We start from the raw sequence: 18,891 nt of genomic DNA on the forward strand, positions 1-18,891 counted from the left end.
TTAGGCCTCATGCAGCACCGATTCTTTGAAGTAGATGTCTTCGCCACTGGGCCGTTTACCGGTAATCCCCTCGCCGTGGTTGCGGATGCCGATGGTTTGAGCACCGAAGAAATGCAGCGTATCGCACACTGGACCAATTTCTCTGAGACGACCTTCCTGTGCTCACCTACTGATCCTGGCGCGGACTACCGCGTACGAATCTTCACCCCGTACGAAGAGTTCCCCTTCGCCGGTCACCCCACGCTGGGCAGTGCGCGCGTCGCGGCGGAGCTATTAGGAAAGAGCGGGACCCTGATTCAGGAATGCGGTGTCGGGTTAGTCACCGTGCGCCAGGAAGAGGGCCGTTTCGCCTTCGCTACCCCACCCTTACTGCGCCACGGGGAGCTCAGTGAGGCCGAGCGCTCCGAAGCAGCCGCCGTACTCGGAATCGATGAAGAGAGCATCGTTGACTCCGGCTGGGTGGACAACGGGCCTGGCTGGCGCTTGGTCCAGCTCGAATCTGCTGAAACCGTCCGGAAGCTTCGCCCCACACCCACCCCCGGCGTCAAGGTCGGCGTGGTCGGCCTCACCGGGGATACGGAGGCGGCCTACGAGGTTCGCGCTATCACCGGGCAATTCGAGGACCCCGTCACCGGTTCCTTCAATGGCGGAGCCGCCCAGTTCCTCCGTGCCAAGGGCGCCGTTCCTGCCCGCTATACCGCGGCACAAGGCAGCCAAATAGGACGCGATGGCCGCGTCTTTATCGACGATGACGGGGACGAGCTCTGGGTTGGCGGCAACGTCCACATTCGCGTGCGCGGAACCCTGGGGTCCCGCGATGACTAAAAAGCCCCTGCCTTTTGAGCTGCACAATGATTTTGCCCAACGCCTGCCACAGATGGTCACGGCAAGCCGCGGGGAAGAACAGCCAGCTCCACGAATCGTGGCGCTCAATGAGCACCTAGCCGCCGAGCTCGGCCTCGACCCAGACTGGCTGCGCAGCGAGGACGGAATAGAGTTCCTCCTTGGCCGTGGAGCAGTCACTCCGCACGCGATGGCCTACGCGGGCTTTCAGTTCGGGCAGTATAACCCGGCAATGGGTGACGGCCGCGCCCTCCTCTTGGGCGAAGTCACCGGCCCCACCGCCGCTCACAACCCCACGGGCCTGTGGGATCTGCATGCCAAGGGCACGGGGCTGACTCCCTACTCACGCTATGGCTCTGATGGGCGCGGCACGCTGCGCTCAATGCTGCGTGAGTATCTCTTCTCCGAGTCGATGCATGCCCTAGGTGTGCCCACCACTCGGTCGCTGGCGGTGCTCGCCACCGGTCGCCCCATCCAGCGCCAGATGGTGGAAGAGGCAGGGGTTCTCGTGCGGGTGGCCGCGAGCCACATTCGTGTCGGTTCCTTCCACTTCGCCACGCACTCGCAGGTGCCTGGGCTACTGCAGCGCCTTGCCGCCTACACCAGTGAACGCCACTACCCCGGCGCCGACTTCCGGGAGCTGTTCACGCGCGTCGTGGAGACACAAGCCGCGACGGTCGCCGGGTGGATGCAGCTGGGCTTCATTCACGGCGTAATGAACACCGATAACACCACGTTATCGGGCGAAACCATTGACTATGGCCCCTGCGCGTTCATGGAAAGCTATGACCCCAACACCTGGTTTAGCTCTATCGATACGCAGGGACGCTACCGCTTTGGGCGCCAGCCCGACATGTTGAGCTGGAACCTTGCGCGATTGGCGGAGTCACTGCTTCCGCTTATCGACGACTCCCCTGACACCGCCCTCACCTGGGCTCAAGAGGCCATTGATACCTTTGGCGAGCGTTATGAGAGAGCGCGTCACCAGGAAGCACAGCGCTGCCTACAGATGCCCGAAGAGCTTTTCCAGGATTACAACGCTGCCCTCGTGCAGGCCGCCCCGGACCTCACACAAGCCAACCACAGCCTTGTCAGTGCCGCGGCGGGCGAGCCTGCGGCGGCCTATGAACTCCTCAAGGATAGACGTTTCGTTGATGCCTACTGCGCAAGTGGCCCCGACGCTGTGCTGCTCGAGCGAACCGTGCCGCGCGTGATTCCTCGGCCGCGGCTGGTCGAAAGCGCTCTGGGCGATGCCGAAGAGTTCGCCCGTCTTCTGCACGCCACCACGCATCCTTTTGATGCTGCGCCGGAGTATGAGCAGCCCGGCGGTACCGAAGGCTATCTCACCTACTGCGGAACCTAAGAACCACGAGCGCAAACAGAAGCAAACACACCACCGCCCCGAGGTCTCCGTAGGAAAGGAAACGGAGTCTCGGGGCGGCGGTGCGTCTCTATCTTTCACTGCCACGCTCCCGGTCGGTTTCTCAGGCCGACCGCCCCGCGTGGCTGGGGTTCTCTCTATCTCTCTCGCATGCGCTCTCTCAAACGCACACCATCATTATGGGGCGCTGTCCTTGGTGAAGCGTTCCGGTGCACTGAACGCTTCCTGCCAATTACTGAGAATTACCTGCGAGGGAATCGCCGACGGGGCGAAGAGCGAGATTACTTGGTGTCCAGCTGCAGAGTCTTCTGCGTGTACTCCCACATCTCGTTGTAGAGCTTCTTGTCCTTGGACAGCTTAGTTCCGTAGGAAGGAATCATCTCCTGGATCTTGTCGCCCCACTGAATCATGTTCTCACCGAAGCAGCGCTCCAGTAGCTCAATCATGACGGCTGGGGTGATGGAAGCACCCGGGGAAGCGCCAAGCAGACCAGCGATGCTGCCTTCTGGGTTGTTGATGAGGGTGGTGCCGAACTCCAAGGAGCCGAACTGCGGTGCACCCGCTGGCTTAATCACCTGGACACGCTGGCCGGCGATAACAGTCTCCCAATCAGCCGGGTCAGCGCTCGGGACGTATTCCTTCAGGGTTTCAACGCGCTTATCGAAGTCCTTGAGAACCTCAGTGACCAGGTACTTGGTCAGACCAAACTCCTGTGCTGCCACGCCCAGGTAAGAGGTGATGTTGTCCGGACGGATGGACTTGAACAGGTCCAGGTAGGAGCCCTTCTTCAGGAACTTCGGGGACCAGCCGCCGTAGGGACCAAACAGCAGGCCTTCTTCACCGTCGATGACACGGGTGTCCAGGTGCGGCACGGACATCGGCGGAGCGCCCACAGCAGCCTTGCCATAAACCTTTGCGTGGTGCTGCTTGACCAGCTCCGGGTTCTTGGAGCGCAGCCACAGGCCCGAAACCGGGAAACCGGCGAAACCAGAAACCTCACGGACACCAGCCTTGCGCAACAGGTCGAGTGCGTAACCGCCGGCACCAACGAAAACAAACTTGGCGTGGACAGCCTGGTAGTCACCGGTGTGGAGGTTCTTTGCCACCACGCGCCACTTGGAACCTTCACGCTTGATATCAACGACCTCGTGGCCATAACGGATCTCGGTGCCGGCAGCCTTAGCCGCAGTGAAGAACTGCTTAGCCAGGGCGCCAAAGTTGACGTCGGTGCCCGCATCGGTCCACGAGATGGCAACCTTCTGGGAGTTGAAGTCACGGCCCTGGGACATCAGGGGCAGCTTCTCCTGGAAGGTGGCGTCATCGTCGCTGAACTGCATGTTCGGGAACATGTGGTTATCCTTCAGCGCGTCGAAGCGGCGCTTCAGGTAATCCACCTGGATGGAGCCCTGTGCAAAGGACACATGCGGAACCGGGTTGATGAAGGCCTTCGGGTCCGTCAGGATGCCGTTGTTGAGCTGGTGGGACCAGAACTGGCGAGAAACCTGGAACTTCTCATTGATATTCATAGCCTTGGAAACATCAATGCGGCCGTTCTTTTCTGGGGTGTAGTTCAGCTCGCACAGCGCGGAGTGGCCGGTACCGGCATTGTTCCACGGGGAAGAGGACTCAAGCGCAGGGCCGTCCAAACGCTCGAAGACCATCTGCGTCCAGCTGGGCTCGAGCTCACGCAGCATGGCGCCGAGGGTGGCGCTCATAATACCTGCACCAATGAGTGCGACCTCAACCTCGTCTACTACTTGTGCTGTCTTCTTATCGGAGGACACTGTACTTATTACCTCTTTGAGTCGATGTATTCGTTGTGGTCAAGTGCCCTGCGCATGTGGGTACACAGGGCGCGGTGAGAAAGCGCTCGACGATGCTAGGAAGCAAACCGGCATACAGACCTCCCCTACGAGAGGTCCGTCAAGCATTAATTCCACTTTACGCCCCTAAATGAGAAATAGGCATTCCTGGGAAAATAAATGCCCGAATATGAAACCACTACCCCTTTTGTGGTGCAGGACAACTGTGGCTAGCGCTCCGCCCCGACGGACGCACCTGGCTGTACGGCCTATCATGAGCTCCATGACATATGACGAACTCGAATGGTCAACAGATCTCCTCGGGCCCGATTTCCAAGCCGCCACCCTTGAACTCGGCGCCGACCCTGATGGCGAGGGCGATGTGTGCGCGACGCTCGTGCGCTACTGTCCCGACACGGATGCCCACGATGACCGCCCCGCCTTGGTGTGGGTCCATGGCATGACGGATTACTTCTTCCACGATCACGTAGCGCGCTATTTCTATGAGCTCGGCTATGCCTTTTATGCTCTCGACTTGCGCAAGTGCGGGCGCTCCCGGAGGGACGGCCAAACCTGGCATTACATCAGCGATATGAAGTATTACGACACCGACCTCAACGCGGCTCTCGACGCCCTCCCCAACCAGCGTGTCGTCATCATGGGCCACTCCACCGCCGGCACCATCATCGCACTCTGGCTTGATCGCCTTCGCCGCCAGGACCGCGAACACTTCACCCGCATCTCCGGTGTCGTCTTCAACAGCCCCTGGTTGGCCATGATGGGAACGGCGGATAAGACTTATGAGGTGCTCAAGCACGTCATCTATGCCGGCGCTGCCATCGCCCCAAAATTCCCGATTCCCGGAGGCGATCTCACTGCCTACGGGGAATCTATCCATGCCGAGGAGCAGGGCGACTGGGATTTCGACCGTCGCCTCAAGCCACTGGGCGGGCACCCGAAATACCTGGGCTGGGTAGCAGCGGTCTTCCATGGCTTCGACGCGATCCATTCCGGCCGCATCAACATGGGACTCCCGCTGCTGACCATGACTTCAGGACGCTCCGAACTCAATCAGCCTTATAGCGAATCCTCTAACACCGCCGATGTTGTTGTGGACGTACGCCAGAGCCAGCGATGGGCCAAGGAGCTCAGCGCCCGTTACACGCTCCACGTTGTAAATAATGGGCGCCACGATCTCTTTCTTTCCCGCCCCGAGCCGCTGCAGGAAGCATTCTCCACCGCCGCGGAATGGTTGCGCGCCGTGGCCCCTCTTGAGACGGATTAGACTCGCCCACCTCGCGCTTTTCGGCCTGCACGGGTTGCGGCTAGGCAGCCTCTAGAATGGTCGGCATGACTTCCGCACAGCACTTTGACCTCGTCATCATCGGCACTGGGTCGGGAAATTCAATCCCCTCCCCTGAGTTCGACGATAAATCCATCGCCATCATCGAAAAGGGAACCTTCGGCGGAACCTGTCTCAACGTGGGCTGCATCCCAACGAAGATGTACGTCTACGCTGCCGACGTGGCACTCGCCGCGCGCGAGGCAACCCGTCTTGGGCTCAGCGCCCACGTGGATGCTGTGGATTGGGACGGCATTGTCGAGCGCGTATTCCACAACCGCATCGATCAGATCGCCCGCGGCGGCGAAGAGTACCGCCGTGGCGAGGAAACGCCGAATATTACAGTCTTTGATCAACATGCTCGGTTCATCGGACCGAAAACCCTGCAAGCGGGCGATGACATCATCACCGGTGACAATATTGTTATTGCTACCGGCTCACGCCCTGTACTGCCCGAACCCTATGCCAGCTCTTCCGTGCCGGTCCACACCAACGAGGACATCATGCGGCTTGAGAAGCAGCCGCGTAGCCTCATCGTGGTCGGTGGCGGCTACATCGCCATGGAATTTGCCCACGTCTTCGACGGCCTGGGGACGGAAGTGACCGTGGTCAACCGCTCGGAGAAGTTCCTCCGGTTCCTTGACGAAGACTTAAGCTCCCGGTTCAACGACATCGCACGCGAGCGTTTCGACGTCCGCATTGGCACCGCCACAGCACTAGAGGAAACCGCAGACGGTGTACGCCTAACCTTGGATAGCGGTGATGTCGTGGAGGCGGAAGCCATCCTCGTGGCCACCGGCCGCCAGCCCAACGGCGATCAGATGGATCTTTCTACCAGCGGTATTGAAATGCACGAGGACGGGCGCATCAAGGTCGACGAGTTTGGTCGCACGACCTGCGAGGGCGTGTGGGCGCTCGGCGATGTCTCCTCTCCTTACATGCTCAAGCACGTAGCCAATGCGGAGCAACGAGCGGTACAGCACAATCTGTTGCATCCTGAAGACCTCCGTCCCATGCCGCACGAGCACATCCCCGCTGCCATTTTCACCCACCCGCAAATTGCGACGGTGGGACTTACTGAGGCACAAGCCCGCGAAGAGGGCTATGACGTCACGGTGAAGGTGCAGAACTTTGGCGACGTTGCCTATGGATGGGCTATGGAAGACTCAACAGGCATCTGCAAGCTCGTGGCCGATCGTGCCACCGGCAAGCTCCTCGGCGCCCACATCATGGGCCCACAAGCGTCCACTCTTATACAGCAGTTGATCACTGCCATGGTCTACGACCTTGATATACGCGAGTTCGCTCGCTCGCAATACTGGATCCACCCGGCACTGCCAGAAGTAGTGGAAAACGCAGTTTTGGGACTAGAGTGGCAGGAGTGAAAGTTACATCGGATTGAGTGATCTTTTTCACATTGCGATTAAACTAATTTCACCAAAAGCCCTGAACCGCACTACAAGCACTTTTTAACACCAACAACATCTGTCAGCACCCTTTCAGGATTTCACCCATTTTGGGGGTGATAGCCGTGAGGGCTTAAAAGAAGACTCAAACTGACGTGCATTTTGCCTGACCGTTGGCTAGGTTAATTACAGACACCGGAACGAGCCGATACTCTCTACCGGCTCAGTGTGTTTTGGGGATACCAAAATAATCCCTATCCCTGTAAATCAAAGCCTCCTAATCTGGAGGCTTTGCACGTACGACTCTAAGGACTTTTGATATGCGTATCCGCAATGCAGCCATCGCCGGCGCTACTGCTCTCGCTGTTGCTTTCGGCGGCTCCACCGTCGCTTTCGCTGAGGACGCCAACGGCTCCGCTCAGGAGAACACCAACTCTTCCGCTTCCACCGACAACGGCTCCTCCTCCGCTGAGGACAACACCAACTCCGAGGCTTCCCTGTCCTCCAAGATTGGTGACTGGTTCTACGTTAATGAGAACGACAACAAGGGCACTGCGGCTGACGGCCGCGCCATCTTCGGCTCCTCCAAGCACGAGAACTGCGATGCTGACGAGACCGAGGAAGAGTGCACCACTCTCGGCGACCAGCCGGCTTGGGCCAAGGCTTTCTACGGCCTGGGCATCGCTAGCGCCATCGCTTCCGTAGCTGGCTTCATCGGCGTTGTGTACAACTTCTTCGTCCACGGCCCGTCCTTCTAAGACGTCTCCCTTACACACTTTTTCCGAAAGGTTTAAATTTCATGCGTAACTTCCGCACCGCTGCCGTTGCCGCTGCAACCGCCGCTTCCGTTGCTTTCGCCGGCACCTCCGTTGCCTTCGCTGCAGAGGACAACGAGACCGAGAACACCTCCTCTTCCAACCTGTCCTCCGCATACGACAAGGTCAAGGAAGACGACTCCGACGAGACCCTGTCCTCCAAGTGGGGCACCGCTACCGAGAAGGACAGGAAGGTCACCGGCGAGGACCTCTTCGGCAAGAAGCGCGCCGAGGATAACCCGCAGTGGGCTGAGATCTGGCGTGGCGGCACCTACGCTGCCCTCGGCACCGCAATTGCAGGCGCCCTGTTCGCTGCCTACAACTTCGCTGTGTACAACAACATCGTTCCGGCACACGTGCTGGACCCGATTTTCCGCCGCTAATTAAGTTGCGGGTACGCTGACTGACTCAGCGCACTTCATTAGCGCCCATCCTCGCATCGTGGGGGTGGGCGCTTTTGCATGCCTAGGCACCGATGAACTGTGGAGATACTCTAACTCTCTTAATAATTGCTGAGTGAATTGCTACAGTGGTGTGCCCGACAGGGGGATTTGGCGGCCTCAAGTAAACATCTAAGAGTGGTGCCGTTCCAGTGAATCCTGTCAATGTTTACGCTAGAATCGCTCAAGTGACTTGGGGCACCCTATAGTTACTCCAGTTCCTACGAGGTTTAAAAGGATTCACACTATGCGCATTCGCAAGGCCACCATTGCCGGTGTTACCGCTCTCGCTGTTGCATTCGGCGGCACCACCGTTGCTGCCGCTGCAGAGGGCAGCAGCAACGATTCCACTTCCAACTCTTCCGCATCCGCTGGTGAGCAGCAGGGCACCCAGAAGGCAGGCGGCTCCTCCGCACTGGGCAAGGCGCTCGAGGCTGAGAAGGAAGCCAACGGTCAGAACATCTTCGGCCAGAACTCTTCTATCTCCACCGAGCCGAAGTGGGCACAGGCCTTGGCTGGCATCGGCATCGTCGCCACCATCATCACCATCGCCGGTGGTCTGGTTGGCCCGGCACTGAACTACCTCAAGTTCGGCATGTAGTTCTCCCCTTCCCCCTTCTAACCCACTTTTTGAAAGGCTTTTCTCAAGATGCGTAAATTCCGCACCGCCGCCGTTGCTGCTGCAACCGCCGTCACCGTCGCCTTCGCTGGCACCACTGTTGCTTCCGCCGCTGAGGCCGTTGAGGGCTCCGGCCTGACCGACGCGCAGGTTCAGGAGGAGCTCAAGAAGGATGCTACTTCCTCCGAGATGTCTTCCGCACTCTCTTCTGAGGGCGAGGGCTCCCTTTCCTCCAAGCTGGGCGGCGTGACCGACGGCAACATCACCGGTAATGGTGCTGACGCCTTCGGCTCCACCAAGAACCCGTCCCAGGTTCCGCAGTGGCTGGACCTCTGGCGTGGTGGCACCATCGCTATGGTTGCCGCTGCTGCTGTTTCCTCCGCTGTTGCTGCCTACAACTACGCTGTGTACTCCGGCAACATCCCGGACTACGTTGGCCAGGCCATCAAGAACGTCTCTTTCTAGTTCACGCTTTTACTGGCAGTACAAAGCCCTCCGCCCCACCGTGTACCGCACGGGAGGTGGAGGGCTTTGTTTCTTTTTGGCAATGTTTAGGCGCCTAGCGCTTAAACGCCTGCGCTTAAACGCTAGGCCTCATCCGGCAGGGTGAGGATCTCGTTGCCGTCATCGGTGATCACGATGGTGTGCTCGAACTGGGCGGTGAACTTTCCATCCGTGTTCTGGACGGTCCAGCCGTTATCCCAAATCTCATAATCCAGCGAGCCCAGGTTAATCATCGGCTCGATGGTCAAGGTCATTCCGGGCTCGAGGATGTCTCGGTAGGTCATGGAATCGTAGTGCAGCACAACCAACCCGTTGTGGAAAGTAGGGCCTACGCCGTGCCCGGTAAAGTCAGTGACCACGTTGTAGCCGAAACGGTGAGCATAAGACTCGATGACGCGTCCGATGACGTTAATCTCACGGCCCGGCTTAGCGGCCTTAATGCCGCGCATCATCGCTTCCTTGGTGCGCTCTACCAGCAACTTGTGTTCCTCGGTGACGTTGCCGGCAAGGAAAGTAGCGTTGGTATCGCCGTGGACACCATTCTTGAACGCAGTGACATCGATATTGACAATGTCACCGTCCTCAATCACCGTGGTATCCGGGATGCCGTGGCAGACAATCTCATTGAGGGAAACACAGCAGGATTTCGGGAAACCCAGGTATCCCAGCGTCGACGGGTATGCGCCGTGGTCACACATGTACTCGTGCGCAACGCGGTCAATCTCATCCGTGGTCACACCGGGAGCCACAGCCTTTCCCGCCTCCTGAAGGGCGTTGGCGGCAATCCGGGAGGCCTCACGCATGACCTCAATAACCTCCGGGGTCTGCACGAATGGCTCGCCCTGAGCTTCCTGAACCGTGTCCTTCCACACGTACTCGGGGCGCTCAATATCCTTCGGTACCTTGCGGATTGGGGTATCTTTTTCTTGTTTCAGCATCGCGCGCTTAGTCATAACTACTCATGGTAGCCCTCTTCCCCAGTACCCGACAAAGAGCACCATGGGCGCGCTTATGAGCGCGCGCTACTGCTCTCGTGCGGGAGCAACCTCGCCGTGGCCTTCCGCGCGGAGGGCGTCCAGACGCTGCAAGAAATTATCGGTGATGTTGACCGAAATCGTCGAGCCACCACCCAAAACGACGAGTGTTGCGAACGCAATGTCATCATCCCGGAATCCGGTGAACCAGGCGTGCGAGCCGCCGTTGATTTCCGCCTCACCGGTCTTGCCGTAGACGGTCCCCTGGGCCTGCATTCCTGCGGCGGTACCGCTCGCCACTACTTGGCGCATCATGTCACGCACGTGAGCCAGGGTTTCCTCGCTGGGCGCGGAGACCTCCTCGGAAACCTTGGTTTCGCGTGACTCGATGAGCGTTGGCGTCGGGGTCTTGCCTGCCGCAACTGTCGAAGAGACAAGGGCCATGCCAAAGGGAGACACAAGGTCCAGGCCCTGACCATAGCCAGCTTCCGTGCGCTCCAGAGGAGTCTCGCCCTCGGGGACGGAGCCAGTGAGCGTCGAGAGCCCCGGCACCTCATAGTCGATGCCTAAGCCATATTGCTTGCCCACATCGCGCAGCTCTCCCTTCGGCAGGTCCGTCGAGATCTGCGCGAAGGTGGTGTTACAAGATTGCGCGAAAGCTTGGCGCAGCGGCACAGAGCCGAGTGAGAAGCCATTGTAGTTGGTCACGGTGCGCCCATACAGGTCCATGGTTCCGGGGCACGGCACGATGGAGTCTGGGGACAGGCCTTGCTTGTCGACGCCCGCCGAAGCCGTAATGATCTTAAACACCGATCCGGGAGGGAACTGTCCTTGGAGGGCAATATCGCCCTTCTTATCCGCTTCTGGAGTTTGGGCCACAGCAAGTATCTCGCCCGTCGAGGGGCGCATGGCCACGATCATGGCCTCGTACTCGGGGCGCAGATTGACCGCTTCCTGAGCGGCACGCTGGACGTCATAGTCCAGCGAAACTTTGACGGAAGGGGCTGCCTCGGGTTCGTGATACTCGACGTCGGAAAGCGCGGCGCCGTGCTCGTTGACTACCGAGACGGACCAACCATTCTTGCCGTCTACGTCTTCGGAGACCAGGGAACGCACGCGGGCGAGGATATCCGGGGCCAAACCAGTATCGCGCGTAATGAGCGCCGGTTCCTCGTTAAAGCGAATCCCCTTCTGGTTCTCCAGGACTGGGCGCAGCCGCGCTGCCTGAGCCTCATTGAGCATGGTGACCGAATAAGCGCCATCGACTTCTTCGAGATTCTTGGCGAGCTCTCCGGAATCAATGTCGGGGAAGGAATCATCCTCCCGGTACGCCTGGCTCAGCGCGCCGGATACTTTCGCGGCGACGGGGCGGGGATCGTCGACGGCGTCGGTGTCGACGACGAGCCGGTATTGCAAGCCCGGAGACATGAGTTCCACCCCATCGGAGGAGACCACACCAGCGCGTTTAGGCGCTATCGATCGCAGCTCAAGGTGCTGGTGCGCACCGAGGTCGGGGTGGATAATGCTGGGCTGCCAGCGCACGGTCCAGTCCTTATCCTTGCGCGTCAAGGCCATGGACGTGTCATAGCGCAAGGAACGATTGCGCGGCAGGGCCCACGTCACTGAATAGTGCGCAGTCGCCTTGGCTTCCTCCTGTTCAACGTCGGTCAATTCAACGTCGAGCCCCTCTGCTTGCAGGCCCGCGAAGGTTGCGTCAAGAGTGTTCGTGGCGGTCGTGCCATCATCGACAAGCTGCGCCAAGTCCTTGTTATTGCGGGTTTCCATGTCTTCCAGGAATTGCTCAGCAACTGGGCGCGCGGACACCGGCTTGGGGGTACATCCCGCCAATGACGACGCCGCGATGCTTGCCGCACCGAGCAGCGCCACGAACTTCTTCATGATTGGGCAGCGTAGCAGCCAAGGGCGGCCCGACGGCCGCCCCACACCGCAGGTGAACTACTTGGTAACGCGAACCTCAGCCTTGGCGCCTTCCACGGCTTCCAAGCCCTGCTCTTCTGCCAGACGCATTGCCTCTTCGATGAGCGTTTCCACAATCTTGGATTCAGGAACGGTCTTGATGACCTCACCCTTAACGAAGATCTGGCCTTTGCCGTTACCGGAAGCTACACCGAGGTCCGCATCGCGGGCCTCACCTGGGCCATTCACCACGCAGCCCATGACGGCCACGCGCAGCGGGAATTCCATACCGTCAAGGCCCTCGGTGACTTCGTTGGCCAGCTTGTACACGTCCACCTGTGCGCGACCACAGGACGGGCAGGAGACAATCTCCAGCTTGCGCGGGCGCAAGTTGAGGGACTGCAGAATCTGGTCGCCGACCTTGATCTCCTCGACCGGGTCCGCGGACAAGGACACGCGGATGGTGTCACCGATGCCTTCGGCAAGCAGGGCGCCGAAAGCGACCGAAGACTTGATGGTGCCCTGGAATGCGGGGCCGGCCTCGGTAACACCGAGGTGCAGCGGGTAGTCACACTGAGCGGCGAGCTGGCGGTAGGCCTCCACCATGACGACCGGGTCATTGTGCTTCACGGAAATGGCGATATCGCCATAACCGTGCTCCTCAAAGAGGCCAGCCTCCCACAGTGCGGATTCAACAAGAGCCTCCGGGGTGGCCTTGCCGTACTTCTCCATGATGCGCTTGTCCAGGGAGCCTGCGTTAACGCCAATGCGAATCGGAATACCAGCATCGCCGGCTGCCTTTGCTACCTCCTTGACGCGGCCATCAAATTCCTTGATGTTGCCCGGGTTGACGCGGACAGCGGCACAGCCGGCATCGATGGCGGCGAAGATGTACTTGGGCTGGAAGTGAATATCGGCAATCACCGGGATCGGAGACTTCTGCGCAATTGCCGGCAAAGCCTCCGCATCCACCGTCTTCGGACAAGCCACGCGAACGATATCGCAGCCACTGGCGGTCAGCTGAGCAATCTGCTGAAGGGTGGCGTTGACGTCATGCGTCTTCGTCGTGGTCATCGACTGCACGGAGATGGGGTGGTCAGAGCCCACGCCAACCTGGCCTACCATGAGCTGACGCGTCTTGCGGCGCGGCGCCAAGGTGGGAGGTGGGCCGTCGGGAATACCAAGACCAATAGGGGTCGACATGTGTGCTCCTTGCTAATTGGGTTTTAACGCCCCTACTCTAGCACCGCGCACGACAGCGGGAGCAGGCAGCTAGATCACTAGCCAAACAGCCGAATTGGGTTGACCACGTCCGCAATCATGATGAGCGCACCCACCGCCATCAGAACAAAAGCCAGCGCATAGGTCACCGGCATGAGCTTGGTGTAATCCGCCGGCCCCTTCGGTTCCTTGCCCATAAGACGGCGCAGGGCATCACGAATCTTCTCGTAGAAAATGACGGCGATGTGACCGCCGTCAAAAGGCGGAAGCGGAATGAGGTTGAACAGCGCGAGGAAGAAATTGAGGGTGGCCAGCATCATAAAGAAGGAGGACCACAGACTGCGCTCCACCAGCTCGCCGCCCACGCGGGAGGCACCCACCACGGACATGGGCCCGTTGACGTCACGCTCCTGCCCGAAGATAGAAGCCACCACACCCGGAATCTTTGCCGGGAATTGGGCGATGCCCTGGACGGTGGCGTTCAAGGCATTTCCCGAATAGCGAGCGGTGGCCGGGATAGCGTCGACAAAGGAGTAGGTCTCCCTGATATCGATAATCTGGTTGGTCATGCCGATGGCGCCGACCTTCACCAGCTGCCCCTCCGCGTTGAGCCGGGTCACTGTTGCAAGCGTGATATCGAAATCACGCGGTGCACCATCCCGCTCGACGGTAAGGGTGACGGTGTCACCGGGGTAGTTCATGACGGTATCGCGAAGCTGCGCGAAGGAGTCCATCGTTTCGCCGTTGAGCGCGACAACGATATCCTCTGGTTCCACACCCGCTTCGCCGGCTGGGCCCAGCCCCTGGCAGGGTTCTAATTTGCCCTCGGCATTCTGATTCGCGGCACAGGAGATCTCCCCTACACGCGGGCGAACATCCGCGTCTGGGTTGGGCAAGCCCGTGGTCATTGCGATCATCAACAGGATAATGAATCCCAACAGCAGGTTGACTGTGATACCACCGGCCAGCACGATGATGCGCTGCCACGCCGGCTTTTTGTACATGGCATAGGGCGCTTCTTCCTCCGTGAGGAACTCATCCTGCGCCGTCATGCCCGCGATATCGCAAAAGCCACCTACCGGAAATGCCGCAAGGCCATACTCGGTGTGGCCACGTGTAAAAGAGGCGACGCGCGGCCCAAAACCGATGAAGTAACGCCGCACCCGCATCCCGAAGGCACGGGCAGTAAACATGTGGCCTGCCTCGTGTAAGGCAACGGTGATGCCGATCCCCACAGCGAAGAGGATAATACCGAGGACATGTGCCATAAACTACGGGGCTTTCTAACGAGCGAGCGAATCCACCATCGCATTAGCGCGACGGCGGGCCTCACCTTCCACGGCGAGGACATCATCGACGCTAGAGGGTACACCAGCAAACTCTGAGGCCTGCCCCACGACGTGGCTAACCACGTCCACAATTTCCGGGAAGTGAATACGGCCCGCCAGGAAAGCAGCTGCTGCCTCCTCGTTCGCGGCGTTATATACGGCAGCGTGGGTGCCTCCGGCAGCGGCCACCTCACGGGCAAGGCGGACGGCCGGGAAGGCTTCGTCATCGAGCGGCTCGAAGCGCCACTCATGCGCGGTGGAAAAGTCCAGCGCCGGCTGCGCGCCTGGCACGCGGTGCGGCCAGTCCAGTGCCAAGGAGATCGGGAGCTTCATCGACGGCGGGGAGCATTGTGCAATCGTGCAGCCATCGGTGAAGGTGGCCATGGAATGCACGATGGATTGGGGGTGGACGGTGACGTCAATGAGGTCCGGGTGGACGTCGAAAAGCAGCGTCGCCTCGATGAGCTCCAGCCCCTTATTCACCAAAGTCGCCGAATTCAGGGTGTTCATCTGCCCCATCGACCACGTCGGGTGCTGTGCTGCCTGCTGTGGGGTGACATCCCACATCTCCTCGCGTCCCCACCCGCGGAAAGGACCACCGGAGGCGGTGAGTACGAGGTGCTCAAGCTCCACGCCGCTGCCTGCGCGCAGGCACTGCGCCATGGCGGAATGCTCGGAATCCACCGGGATGATCTGGCCCTCCCCCGCCAAGCGGGTCACGATGGAACCACCGGCAACGAGGGATTCTTTGTTCGCCAACGCCAATGGTTCGCCCTTCTCCAAGGTGGCGATGGTGGCGGCCAAGCCCATGGAGCCCACAAGCGCGTTGAGGACCTTATCGGCGTCCACTGCCTTGACCAGCTCCTCGGCAGAGTCTGGACCCGAGAGCACGGTGCCACCGAGGGCGTCGGAAACGGTGCGTGCCGCATCGGGCTTGGCGACGGCCACGTGGTCAAACGAAAGGTTGAGGGCACGAGCCTGCTCAATGACGAGCTGTGGGTTGGAACCGCCGGCGGCGATACCCACGACTGTGAATTTATCGGGATTATCCGCAATAACGTCCAGAGCCTGGGTGCCAATCGAGCCAGTAGAGCCGAGAATAAGAATGCGTTGGGTATTCACCCTGTCAACCCTAGCTGGTCAACCTAAGCAAGAGTCGTGAGCGCTGCACTAGCGATAGTCGGGGGTGTTTAATCGCGGTTATCGGCAGGATCATTTAAACTACTACACAGAATAACTGGCATTTTTCGTGCGCTCGCTCGAATCAATGAGTTCTAAGCAGGGTGAGCTGCATGTACACGCAAAGGAGAGCAAGTGTCTTCCCACAAGCCGGCATCGCAGGTTTTCGACGGCGTATCCACCGATGACGTCCCGTCCGCAGGTTTTGGTTGGTCCCGGATCAGCCGCTCGGGCGTACAGATCGCTGGTTGGACGTCCGTCGTGTTCCTGCTTGCTTATAACTTTGGTAACCACAAGGGCCACGTGGAGACGATTTGGCTCTTCGCCCTGGCAATCCTGATTGCCCTTGGTTTGGTCATTTACGCTCTGCAGCCAAAGCTCTCCCAGGTACGCACCCTGACCGCCCGTAACAAGCCGGTAGGCCACGAGGAGCCGGACTGGGCATATGAGCAGAAGACTGTTCACAACGTCTACGCCTCCCTGACCGATGATGAGCTGCGCGCCCTCAACATTGAGCCCTCCCGCGTTGCTCACCTCCGCGGTGTTTCCGAAGGCCGCCACGCTGCCAAGCCGGTGACCAACTAAAGCTTCTTCGCTTTAAACGAAGCTCCCTCTCCTACCAGTTCAAGGTTTGAACTGGTAGGAGAGGGAGCTTTTTCTATCTGTCCTGCCCCCTAACTCACATAGCGATTCACCGTGGCATAGATTTCCGGCGTCCGCTCTTGTGCCCTGTTTCCGGCGAACCGCCAGACACCGGCGTAGACAAGAGCCGGAACCAGCAGCGAAACTATCATTGCGACAAACAACAGCGACCCACCTCGCTCGTAAGCGAGGACAGAGATCACAATGCCGGGAAGCGCGGGCACCCACACCAACAGCATGCCGACAAACGCAGTGAGAAAAGCACCAGCAGAATAGCCAGACTTATCGTTCCACCGGTTCTGCCCAGGAGCGGACAAGGGATAAGGGTTCAGCACGGTCAGGCCCAAGCCCACCGCCGCCGTAGAGATAAACACACCTACGGCCACAGCTGTGCACAACAAGCCCAAGGTGAAGTTCTCACTAAAGACAAGAACCACTACGGCAAGCAGAACGAACCCAAGAAAAGGAATAGTCACGTGTGCGAGGTGGCGCGCATGAAGGATGGTGCGTGGGGCAACCGGCGCCACCATGTGGACCCAATTCGATGGCCCATCGAAGCCATAATCATTAGCCAAGAGCGAAGAGAGCACGATGGCGCTGAAACAGAGCATAAAATAGGCGGTGAAATCATCGCCCCGCCACAACTGATAGAGCGTCAGCACACCAAACAGAGGCATCATATACAGCATGCCCGTTTGCCGCTTATCACGGGTGAGATAACGCAACGCGCGGGTATATTCCATCGCCGCAGGGCTGGAATAAGACCACGCGCCCAGCTCCAACTTGGACACGCCCTTTCCTGTCACCTCGCTGGCTACGTCACCACCCGCTCCCGGATTGCGCATGAGGCTGGATATCTGGCGCGACCACACCCAGCCCAGCAGGCCAAGGCTGGCCGCCGCGATCAGTAGTTGGGCTAGGGCGGTGAGGAAGTGGCCGTCGGCAAGCGCGGGCGCCCACCCCACCCCGGCACCCAACGGGGTCCAGGCCATGATGGCGCCGACCCTATCAAGCGGTGGCAAGGACTCGAGGACGCTCTGCGCTTGCAGCACGCCAAAGACCAGCAGGCCCATCACGACCATCGCCGCGATCTGGGTGCGGGATTTCTGGGAATCCGCGATGGCAGAAGCCACTTGACCAAGGCATTCGCCGAAGATGATGGTCGTCACGCACGATAAAACCATGCCCACGGCGAAGGGCGCTGCAGCCCACCCGGGCCCCGTCAGGATGAGGAAAATGCTGCCGATGATCGCATACACCAGGGAAAAGACGACCGACATGATGGCACGGGTGGTCAGCAGGCCGGCAAAGAACAAGCCCGGAAGGACCTCGCGGGGAGTCAACGGAAGTGCGCCCAGAGTTGTCGGACTCAATTGGTTCTCCCCCGCCGGCATGAAGAGAGCGAGGAGAACGTAGATGAGCATGCCGCCTGCCACCCCGACGGTCAGCGCTTGGTAACCGTGGCCCGGGGTGGTGATATCGGAATACACCATGAATGCGAGCGACAAGAGGCCGATTGCCCCGTAAATCAGCATCATGAGCCCCATCATGAGCGTCGCCGGATTGGAGGAAACGCTTCGCCACCACAGAGTGCGATGAAGGCTGAACAGAGTGGATGTCATTCGCGCTCACCTGCCGACGGGGAGCGCAGCCACCCAAACTTCGAGGCATCCAGATCCCGTCCGCCGACGGCAGCGATAAATAGATCGCTCAGGCTTTGGCCCTGGCGGACATCGTCAACGTGTCCCGCAGTGATGACTTGGCCGCCGTTGATGATGGCGACGTGATCACACAGCCCCTCGACGAGCTCCATGACGTGTGAAGACAAAATAACCGTGCCACCACGCGAGGCATAAGCGCGCAGCATCTGCTAGATGAGGCGTCCAGAGACCGGATCCACTGCTTCCAGCGGCTCATCCAAGATGAGCACCTCTGGGTTGTGCAGGACGGCTCCCGCCAAGAGGATCTTCTTGGTCATGCCGGCGGAATAATCCGCGATGCGCTTATCGGCGGCATCGGAGAGGGAGAGGGCGTCGAGAAGCTCCTGTGCACGGCGCAGCGACTCGGTGCGCTCCAGTTTGTGCAAAGCACCGAGGTAGTGCAAATACTCCGCGCCCGTGAGGCGATCAAAGACCGGTGCCCCATCCATGAGCAACCCCATGGCCTGCTTGGCGGGAATGGGCTCATCCCACACATTGTGACCAGCGATGAAGCTCTGGCCCGAATCGGGGCGCTGGAGACCACAGGCCATGGTCAGCATCGTGGTCTTGCCCGCACCGTTGGGCCCCACTATCCCGTAGATGGATCCGCGTGGAACATCCAGGTTGAGGCTATTGACAGCGATCTGAGAACCAAAGGACTTGCGCAGATCGCGCACAGCCAGAGCTTGGGTGCGCGGATCAACGGCTAAGTCCTCTCGATAAGGATGAGTCATAAGCATTAACGGTATCAAGAACCATTAATGCTTTGTCCTCCGGC

General features: G+C 59.6%; 16 protein-coding genes and 1 pseudogene. 9 read left to right on the forward strand and 8 right to left on the reverse strand.

Translation table 11 applies throughout. The annotated features are described in order from the left end of the window. Positions 1-9: 9 nt before the first annotated feature. Together CAURIM_RS08075 and CAURIM_RS08080 are read left to right on the forward strand one after the other, a co-directional pair. The gene (locus CAURIM_RS08075; protein WP_201827947.1) at positions 10-825 is read left to right on the forward strand and encodes a PhzF family phenazine biosynthesis protein; all 816 of its coding nucleotides are present in this window, start codon (positions 10-12) and stop codon (positions 823-825) included. Further along, positions 818-2,206 (forward strand): protein adenylyltransferase SelO family protein, encoded by a 1,389-nt coding sequence (locus CAURIM_RS08080; RefSeq protein WP_201827944.1) that lies wholly within the window; start codon positions 818-820, stop codon positions 2,204-2,206. Before CAURIM_RS08075 ends, CAURIM_RS08080 begins: the two co-directional genes overlap by 8 nt. A gap of 299 nt (positions 2,207-2,505) precedes the next feature. Here the strand turns inward: CAURIM_RS08080 and mqo are convergent, their stop codons facing one another. Continuing rightward, positions 2,506-4,008 carry a malate dehydrogenase (quinone) gene (gene mqo / locus CAURIM_RS08085; protein ID WP_201827941.1) on the reverse strand — a complete coding sequence of 501 codons (1,503 nt, stop codon included), beginning with the start codon at positions 4,006-4,008 and terminating at the stop codon, positions 2,506-2,508. 301 nt (positions 4,009-4,309) lie between these two features. Between mqo and CAURIM_RS08090 the strand changes: the two genes are divergently transcribed. The 6 genes from CAURIM_RS08090 (at position 4,310) to CAURIM_RS08115 (ending at position 9,113) form a co-directional block, all read left to right on the forward strand. Beyond that, positions 4,310-5,311: an alpha/beta hydrolase gene (locus CAURIM_RS08090; protein ID WP_070643855.1), complete on the forward strand. Its 1,002-nt coding sequence runs from the start codon at positions 4,310-4,312 to the stop codon at positions 5,309-5,311. 56 nt (positions 5,312-5,367) lie between these two features. Then, on the forward strand, positions 5,368-6,753 hold the full coding sequence (gene mtr, locus CAURIM_RS08095; protein ID WP_201827938.1) for a mycothione reductase: 1,386 nt from the start codon (positions 5,368-5,370) through the stop codon (positions 6,751-6,753). 341 nt (positions 6,754-7,094) lie between these two features. Then, positions 7,095-7,532, forward strand: a complete 438-nt coding sequence (locus CAURIM_RS08100; protein WP_070445621.1) for a hypothetical protein — start codon at positions 7,095-7,097, stop codon at positions 7,530-7,532. Positions 7,533-7,573: 41 nt separating this feature from the next. Continuing rightward, complete coding sequence (locus tag CAURIM_RS08105; RefSeq protein ID WP_070445619.1) at positions 7,574-7,972, forward strand: hypothetical protein; 399 nt, start codon at positions 7,574-7,576, stop codon at positions 7,970-7,972. A 304-nt stretch (positions 7,973-8,276) separates the two neighbouring features. Next, a complete protein-coding gene (locus CAURIM_RS08110) occupies positions 8,277-8,630 on the forward strand; it encodes a hypothetical protein (RefSeq protein ID WP_070643849.1) in 354 nt (117 codons plus the stop codon). A 48-nt stretch (positions 8,631-8,678) separates the two neighbouring features. After that, a complete protein-coding gene (locus tag CAURIM_RS08115; protein ID WP_236659257.1) occupies positions 8,679-9,113 on the forward strand; it encodes a hypothetical protein in 435 nt (144 codons plus the stop codon). A gap of 122 nt (positions 9,114-9,235) precedes the next feature. On the opposite strand, the gene map is transcribed toward CAURIM_RS08115, so the two are convergent. The 5 genes from map to dxr all read right to left on the reverse strand — a co-directional run bounded on the left by map (position 9,236) and on the right by dxr (position 15,714). Continuing rightward, the gene (map, locus tag CAURIM_RS08120; RefSeq protein WP_201827935.1) at positions 9,236-10,105 is read right to left on the reverse strand and encodes a type I methionyl aminopeptidase; all 870 of its coding nucleotides are present in this window, start codon (positions 10,103-10,105) and stop codon (positions 9,236-9,238) included. Between the two features lie 69 nt (positions 10,106-10,174). After that, positions 10,175-12,025 (reverse strand): penicillin-binding transpeptidase domain-containing protein, encoded by a 1,851-nt coding sequence (locus CAURIM_RS08125; RefSeq protein ID WP_201827932.1) that lies wholly within the window; start codon positions 12,023-12,025, stop codon positions 10,175-10,177. A 57-nt stretch (positions 12,026-12,082) separates the two neighbouring features. Then, positions 12,083-13,246: a flavodoxin-dependent (E)-4-hydroxy-3-methylbut-2-enyl-diphosphate synthase gene (ispG, locus tag CAURIM_RS08130; RefSeq protein ID WP_070445607.1), complete on the reverse strand. Its 1,164-nt coding sequence runs from the start codon at positions 13,244-13,246 to the stop codon at positions 12,083-12,085. A 77-nt stretch (positions 13,247-13,323) separates the two neighbouring features. Continuing rightward, complete coding sequence (locus CAURIM_RS08135; protein ID WP_201827929.1) at positions 13,324-14,532, reverse strand: M50 family metallopeptidase; 1,209 nt, start codon at positions 14,530-14,532, stop codon at positions 13,324-13,326. 15 nt (positions 14,533-14,547) lie between these two features. Beyond that, positions 14,548-15,714: a 1-deoxy-D-xylulose-5-phosphate reductoisomerase gene (gene dxr, locus CAURIM_RS08140; RefSeq protein WP_070729844.1), complete on the reverse strand. Its 1,167-nt coding sequence runs from the start codon at positions 15,712-15,714 to the stop codon at positions 14,548-14,550. Between the two features lie 192 nt (positions 15,715-15,906). Here dxr and CAURIM_RS08145 point away from each other — a divergent pair, with 192 nt between their 5' ends. Continuing rightward, positions 15,907-16,356 carry a DUF2631 domain-containing protein gene (locus CAURIM_RS08145; protein WP_070520063.1) on the forward strand — a complete coding sequence of 150 codons (450 nt, stop codon included), beginning with the start codon at positions 15,907-15,909 and terminating at the stop codon, positions 16,354-16,356. 89 nt (positions 16,357-16,445) lie between these two features. Here CAURIM_RS08145 and CAURIM_RS08150 read toward each other — a convergent pair whose 3' ends face one another. Beyond that, on the reverse strand, positions 16,446-18,035 hold the full coding sequence (locus CAURIM_RS08150) for an ABC transporter permease (RefSeq protein WP_236659256.1): 1,590 nt from the start codon (positions 18,033-18,035) through the stop codon (positions 16,446-16,448). Next, positions 18,032-18,853, reverse strand: a pseudogene (locus CAURIM_RS08155) (ABC transporter ATP-binding protein). Before CAURIM_RS08155 ends, CAURIM_RS08150 begins: the two are co-directional and overlap by 4 nt. Positions 18,854-18,891: the final 38 nt, after the last annotated feature.

It is taken from the genome of Corynebacterium aurimucosum, assembly GCF_030408555.1.
Classification (GTDB): domain Bacteria; phylum Actinomycetota; class Actinomycetes; order Mycobacteriales; family Mycobacteriaceae; genus Corynebacterium; species Corynebacterium aurimucosum.